Source organism: Lentimicrobium sp. L6 (assembly GCF_013166655.1).
GTDB lineage: Bacteria > Bacteroidota > Bacteroidia > Bacteroidales > UBA12170 > UBA12170.
This window is the reverse complement of sequence record NZ_JABKCA010000126.1, coordinates 1-7,543: the sequence shown is the minus strand read 5'-3', so window position 1 is coordinate 7,543 and position 7,543 is coordinate 1. Positions and strand designations below refer to the sequence as shown.

The window sequence follows — 7,543 nt, the reverse complement described above, 5'->3', positions numbered from 1 at the left end:
TAGAATACGTGCCTGTCACGCACGGGGTCGCGGGTTCGAGTCCCGTCCAGACCGCAACAAAGTCCTGTAAACATATTGTTTTCAGGACTTTTTGCATTTTAGTAAGCAATATTTTGTATCATTAGTAAGCATTTTCTTAATGACACTGAGAATTTCTTTTTTCCCAACATTAATTTGTAATCCCCCACCTGCAAACTTGGTATGGTATTTTTTTCAATTTCTTCCTATTCAGAGCATATTTCAACAATTGAATATATACTTCTTCGGGCTTCTTAATAATCAATAATCCCACACCTTGGTTTAATAAGAATTAATTTCCATTTGTTTTAACGATTGTTGGAATAACTAATATTTTGTAGTCATTTGCCTTGTCAGTCATTGCAATAACAGCTATCAGACGCAAGATATAACTTTTAGCTACCCTACACTGACCTATAAATACCTGAAACAGACCTTTGCCAATAAAAGGTCTTATTTTATCGATATTGCCTCGTAGATCTTTTAATAGTCCGTTAATCCATGTTCAAATTTATATTTATTAATATCAGAATCACCGGATACAATATGATTAAAAACATCTTCGATTTCTGTTAATTGTATTTCTTCTTCTAATGGAATTGAAAGTCCATAAGATGTGGATAAAATAGGATATATAGTATCATCGATGTTTGTATTCACAACAAATGGGATGTTTAATAAGTTTTTATTAATGATATTTACATCAGAAAAATTTGACACCCCTTTTCTCATGCTTTTATAGATAGACCCGCCCCCACTGAATACAATGGGTCTGTTTTTTAAAGCATCTATTAATTTATCAATGGGCAACTTATGAATATCCTTCCTAAAACTAAATGAATCGATAATAGCATCCTTCATTTCACTTACATTATTTTTAAGCTGGTTATGGTATGTAGTTATACTTGACTTAAACAATGAGATGTCTCCTTGGGAAGTGAAAAACAATTCTTGCACATCTCTTATGTCCATATCATCCTTTGTTCCGATATATTGTTCGAATATATAATTCAAGCCTTTTGGAAAAGAAATTACCGAATGTATATCGGGTTGGGTTCCGTTTAGAGTAAAGAAAGCGATATCGGTAGTACCACCCCCAATATCAACCAAAAGACTCATACCATCTTGTATTCTTTTTTGTTGGGTAATAGAAGATAAACCAGCAAAAGCTTCAGGAACTACATTCAAACCGAACGTATACAATTCTTCTTCAGTAAAATTGTAATCTATTTTTGTTTGTTCTTTAAGCTCAGGGTATGTGAGTTTTAAGTAGTCGGATTTAGTCTTGATTTTCTCAACCAATCTATAAGCGGCTATTAGAAACGCATAGGCTTTTCTTTTTTGAGAATCGAACACAGCCTTCTCACTACCACTTGGCACACCAAACTGAATAAAAAAATCTTCTCCTAACTTCTCCTGAAGGATAAGTATAACATTGGCAATATACCAAACAGATAATAATTCAGGAGCGATATTATCGTTCCACTTGATGTTACTGAAAGAAGCCAATTTAAAATATCGGAAACGGAGTCTGTGTTCTCTTTTTCGAGCTAATTGTTTGACTATTTTTTCATGTTCTTCTGTTACTTTTCTACATTCCTGTTTCCAGTTTTCATGTATCAACTGAAATTCGTCCATTAAATCATTTGTTTTTTTCTTCCATGCCTTGTGCTCCGTTTCAAACAATTCTTTAATGGATTTGCACTCTTTTTCCCATTTTTTTAATGATGTTTTTTTCTCACTCGGCTCTTTCTTTACAAACCTTTTTAATTGTTCTTTCCAGCTTATTTGCTTCAAGTTTTCAAAACTTGGCTTATCAGGTAATTTAGGCATTTGGGGTTCTTCTGGTAGCTTGTAAACAGGTTCGGGGTTTAGATGAAGTTCTGGAATTCTAATGCTTTCATCAATTTCAACTTTACATTGTTCTTCATCAATAAAACCGTAGCTCAGGGTTTCATCTTTATTGATCTGTACGATGGATGGGAATAAAACGGAATTGTATCCATCTTTATTCCTAAACTCAAGAAATTCGTACATTTTTTGCGCTGGATTTGTTGCGTCTTCAATACATACTTTGGTTTGATGGGTGCCAAAATCGAAGCCTACTGTGTAACTCATTTTATTTGATTGTTATGTGGTTAATAGATAATAATTTAGGGGTTATATATTTAATTTTAGCCGAATCAATGTCCCTTAAAACATTCTCTTTTTCTTCCAATAGATTCTCGAGCACCTTCCTTTGTGCTGGAAGAATTCTTTCGGCATTTTTTCTCTCTTTTTCATAAAAAGCTTGCTGTATTATATTTTCAGAATTCTTAATAACTCGCTTTTGCATTACAATTTTATTATTATAGAATTCTGTTTTCAATTGAATTTGCATCTTGCTATGAGTCTCCAACCTCATATTAGCATCTTCCAGTTTTGCCGACTCAATATCATCTAAATATAGTGCCAGTTCATATTCTAACTCAGAAACTTGTTCAGGCGAAATACGATATGTCCCAGACTTTGCAGTAGCATTTAATTGAGCCTCACCTAAAAACCTCTCCGCAACAGTGGTCTCTTTTATGATTTGTTTTTTAGAGATATCATATAGAATAGGCACCAAGAGCTCTGTTTTCTGCTCTCTATTTATCCATTTTTTTAAAATACGTGATGAATATACAGCCAGGAAATATTCTCCCCTATCTAATTCAAAATCACTTAAATGATTGGCTTCAATGGCAAACTGGAAAGTATTATTTGAATCTATTTGATGCGCTTCAAAATAATTAAGCCCTGCAATAATTATAGGATGATAGGCATTAATCCTAATCAGATTTTTATTTTCGTACCCCGTTTGCTGTGAGAAAGTTAATTTCAGCGAATGCTTGTCTCTTATTGAATTTATAAAATGACGGAATATTATTTCTTGTTCTGTATGATGCGGCTGATACTCGGTTAAGAAATTTTTTAAAACTGATGGCGAACTTTTTGGGATGTTTATTTGAAAGATAAGCTTTTCTTCATCTAATGTTTCTAATTGCAAAGTAGTGAGCTTAGTACGAATTAAAATTCGAATATAATTAACCAACTCTTTTTCAGTTACGTACTTATGATTGTTTTTAATGAAATTCACCTGGTTTCTAAAGTATACATCATTGGTAAGTGTATCTGTAAGTCCCTTACTTATAGTATCAAGGTTCTTCTTTTCAGTTATTATAGCACGTTCAATGGCATCAATTTTTTCCTCACGTTCGTGTTTTGAAATGTCTTTAGAATATAATTCTTGCTCTAAACTTGAAAACCACTCTCTGATATTTTTAACACCGAGGTTTCCCATTTTCTCAAGATCTTTATCTAAAATAGCTTCTAAATCACCTATACTTCCCCTGAAAATTCCAATTCTATCTAATAGTCTGGTATAAATATCTTCCTGTATAGAATCTTTTACCAGCAAATTATAGATATTTACTTTGGGTGATTTTTGACCAAACCTATCAACACGACCAATTCTTTGCTCGACTACCATCGGGTTCCAAGGCAAGTCGTAATTGACAATGGCATCGCAAAACTGCAAATCCAAACCTTCACTTCCAACTTCTGAAGACAAAAGTATTTTTACATTTTCATGGGTTTTGAATTTCTCAATTTCAGTAACTCTATCATCAATATCACCATGAATAATAGCAGAAACAATCCCCGCTTTCTTCAATCTGACATTTAAATAATTTAAAGTTTTTTTAAACAATGCAAAGACGATTAACTTGTTATTTCCTTTGTTTACAACATCTTCAACAATATCTAAGAGCGCATCAAATTTTGCGTCTTTGTAGTCATGATAAAAATCAACTCCTCTTTCCAGGTCTTCTTTAGAATTTAAATATCCATACACACTGCTGGCTACTTGTCTTTTCTTTTGAACAAGTCCAAGAGCCCCTCCCTGTGTTAACTTTTCATTGCCAAAACCATCTACATATGAATTACTATCAATATATTGATTAATAACTTTGTCAAAATCTTTTCTTTCTTCTGGGTTTAGTTCCAATATAATAGTATGTGGTTCCCGAATAGCCTGAGACCAGTCCTGAGTTACTTCCTTTTTTCTGGTACGAGAAAATATTTTATTCATTTCACTCATATCGGAAATATCAAATTGCAATTGTACTCTTGTTTTTGCACTATCTTTTTCTTCCTTTAAAGACTTCATGATCTTTTGAAATAAAGGAATATCACTAAAAACATTACGAATTTTCTCGGTGTGGCTATAATTCATTTGATATTCTTCTCCTGAACTGTAATTAATTGTTACTTCAGCATGTTCTAAATCATCCGCAATCTGGGAATAGCTCACATTACTATTAACTTGATTTAATGCATTTATGAATGGTCGATTCATAGCAACCTGGTTCTGAAAAGTAGCATAATCACTATACTTCTGTTCATCGAGCAATTTTAAAAGATTAAATAAATTTTCTTCACTAATCATTATTGGAGTTGCTGTTAAAAAAACTGCAGATTTAACAACTTCCATAAATTTTTTCAATCCACGATGTGTTTGAGTTGTAGCATTTCTTAATCGGTGTGCTTCATCACATAATAGAAAGTCGAATTTAATATTGTTTTCATCTATGAGATCGTAAAGGCTCTTTTTCGGCTTCTTATTTTTAGTACTTTTTTCTTTTGGAAGTCTTATTTTTTCGTAATTAACAATTCCCTTTACATTTCCGTTTCTATCAGCTATATCCGCTTTTAACTCAGATAAAGATTCATAAATCTTAAAGTTAAAGCTGAACTTCTCTCTTAACTCTAACTGCCATTTTTCCTGCAATGATTTAGGACACACTATCAATGAATTTTTTAATTCTCGTCGAGCCATAAGTTCTAACATAATATGGCCCGCTTCTATTGTTTTACCTAATCCCACCTCGTCCGCTACTAATATTCTATTATTATCGGAGCTAAGAAACTTCAATAGAGGTTTAAATTGATATGCCTTAAAAATGGTATTAGAAGCTTTAAGAGATGATATGGTGTTTTTACTTGTGTTTTGAATTTTAAAGCTGGTGTTTATTTTAGCAAAATCAAGATAAGAACCAAACATTCCTCTTTTTACTCTCTCGAAAGGGTCTGATAAATCAGTATCAGGTATTAGGTTAGATTCTAAACATTTCTTTGGCTCATCTTTAATACTTACTGTATATAACTGTCGCCCTCTTGCTGGAGGGAATACTTTTTTAACAATTCCTTTTTCTTTTGAACTGACATATATTACTGAATCTCCGATACTAAATTTTGCCATAGTATATTTCTATTATCGTTTAAATCACATTTTTATAACGGCCTTGTATTCAATCTTTCATCCATTTACTTTCCCTCCCTTATTCTTGATCTGCTGTTACAACAGATTCCAAATAATTCTCAAAATGAATAATGGATTTATTTAAAGCACTTTCGAGTATTTGTGCCATTTGACCAGTAGGATTTGCGGCATTAGTAGTGTAATAGGTATTTCCATAAGAATTCATTTGGGATTCATTATAGCCAGAGGCAACAACTTGGAATTGTGTTTCATAATTTTCCCCATGGTATAGTATACTTACCTGAACAACAGCTGCAGCTTCATTATTATACTTGCTATTTCCTGTAAACATAGTTCCTCCAATAGAAGTGGTCAGTTGTTGTTTTAAAACCAAAGATTTAAGATGTACTTTAATATTGATAGTGTCTTTAGAGTAGCTATTAAATTTTGCAGAAAAATAGGAATTCCATAGGTTTTTAAATGCAGTTTCGGATGCGTACTGATAATAGGAATTACTTACAGTTTCATGACCGTTTTTCTGTGCACTTACCAAATTAATAGGACCATCAGCCTGATCAGAAGTTAGACTGATATTAGGATAAATATTTCTGTTTTCTCCCATTAACATTAACTGATCGCTAAGGTTGGACTGCATGGGGATGGTAACTGTACATGATGTTATGCTCATCATCATTAAAATGGCTACTAATAATAATTCTGTTTTTTTCATAAGATTTGATATTAATAAGTTTATAATACACAAATCTCTATTTAATGTATGCAATAATTCTGCACACTATTTATATTTTTCTCTTAGTCTTTCAATTCTATTCAGTAAATCATGTCGAAACAAAGCTGGCTCCATTAATTCAATTTTATCCCCAAAGGAGAGGATTAACGACTCTAATTCATAGTTTCGTTTAATTTCGATACTTATCATTACATATTCGGAGCCATGCTCTACTATCTTTTGAGAACCATGCAAAGGTTTTGTTTGGATATATGGCCAAAGTTCCACATCCACTTTAAGAATAACCTTTTGTATTTCGTTATTCGTGTCAACTGACACCCCTATTACATCTTCAAAATATTCTTCAAAATTAATTTTAGTATTTCTAATATATTCGAGATTACATTCCTCCACATTCATCATCCTGTCAAGTGCAAGATTAGGTAGATAATCGGCTTTATTATCTAATCCAAAGAGAAACCACCGGTTATTGTATTCCTTTAAAAAATAAGGATGAATAATAATGACTTCAGGGTGTTCTGATTTAAAAGAACGGTAGCTTATTTCGAGTACTTTTTGATTATTAATTGCGGCATATAGTTGGCCTATATACTCTCGTCCCTTCAAATATGGATTACTATCAAACTCAATAATATGTTCCTGGCTTTCAAACTTAAAATACTGATCGAGCCTTAGCTTCATATCTTCAATCCATTCAAATTGTGGTAAACCACTGAATCGGGACAAGGTGTGCAGAGATTCTTTCAGTTGTTGTGCTTCCAGTTCATTTAGGGGCTGTTTATTGATGGTGAAGCTTCTATCTTCATATTGATAATAAACCACTCTACCATCCTTAAAATTGGTTATAGGAGCATCATACCCTTTGGAATCACGCATGAATTTCAGGTCATCGTAAACCTGTCGCTTTTGTACTCCTGTTGAAGTAGAATCTATATCTATCAGCGCTTTATTACATTCGTCTACAAGGTCCTTAATGGAATATTTACTTCCAGGGTTTCTCAGACACTTATCAAGAGCTTGATAACGAATGATGGCGTTTTTATTGTTAGGCATATGCGATTTAAGTGTTCAGTATGTAAAGGTAAAAAAAATACTGGTTTTTTTTGAATGAAGTTTGGATTTAATGCCTAATTCTGGGGGAATAAAAGGTTAAATCCTATTTTGATGCGCTATGCAAATTTTTTCATACCAAAAATGCTACCAATTCATCCTTTTTTGTGGAAAAAAGGAAGCAAAAAGCCATCCCAAACAATAACCTACCCGCCTCTTATAGAATATTGATTTATCTAACAAAGTAGAAAAGTAATGACCTAATAATCTTAACTCCTTATCTGATTTAAAACTATCATTTCTATTTCAAACATTTTCGATGTCATTACTTTAAAAGCCATGGCCCTTTGCTGACAAATCAAATATTCTATAATTCACCGCATGAGCTGGCCTAAGTTTGGGAAAGGCCTGCCCTCTGTCTTCGAAAATATATTACGGCTTAA

At 32.7% G+C, this 7,543-nt stretch carries 4 protein-coding genes; all 4 read right to left on the bottom strand.

Annotated elements, in window-relative coordinates; genetic code table 11:
- Window positions 1–501: 501 nt before the first annotated feature.
- Window positions 502–2,136 carry a hypothetical protein gene (locus tag HNS38_RS19335; protein ID WP_172283639.1) on the bottom strand — a complete coding sequence of 545 codons (1,635 nt, stop codon included), beginning with the start codon at window positions 2,134–2,136 and terminating at the stop codon, window positions 502–504.
- Between the two features lies 1 nt (window position 2,137).
- Window positions 2,138–5,101, bottom strand: a complete 2,964-nt coding sequence (locus HNS38_RS19330) for a DEAD/DEAH box helicase (RefSeq protein WP_172346938.1) — start codon at window positions 5,099–5,101, stop codon at window positions 2,138–2,140.
- A 277-nt stretch (window positions 5,102–5,378) separates the two neighbouring features.
- On the bottom strand, window positions 5,379–6,029 hold the full coding sequence (locus HNS38_RS19325; protein ID WP_172283643.1) for a hypothetical protein: 651 nt from the start codon (window positions 6,027–6,029) through the stop codon (window positions 5,379–5,381).
- Window positions 6,030–6,095: 66 nt separating this feature from the next.
- Window positions 6,096–7,103: a YafY family protein gene (locus HNS38_RS19320; RefSeq protein WP_172283645.1), complete on the bottom strand. Its 1,008-nt coding sequence runs from the start codon at window positions 7,101–7,103 to the stop codon at window positions 6,096–6,098.
- Between the last annotated feature and the right edge of the window lie 440 nt (window positions 7,104–7,543).

Bases quoted from the DNA above. Each gene is read 5' to 3' on its own strand.
- HNS38_RS19320 (WP_172283645.1), bottom strand. From the start codon at position 7,103: ATGCCTAACAATAAAAACGCCATCATTCGTTATCAAGCTCTTGATAAG.
- HNS38_RS19335 (WP_172283639.1), bottom strand. From the start codon at position 2,136: ATGAGTTACACAGTAGGCTTCGATTTTGGCACCCATCAAACCAAAGTA.
- HNS38_RS19325 (WP_172283643.1), bottom strand. From the start codon at position 6,029: ATGAAAAAAACAGAATTATTATTAGTAGCCATTTTAATGATGATGAGC.
- HNS38_RS19330 (WP_172346938.1), bottom strand. From the start codon at position 5,101: ATGTTTGGTTCTTATCTTGATTTTGCTAAAATAAACACCAGCTTTAAA.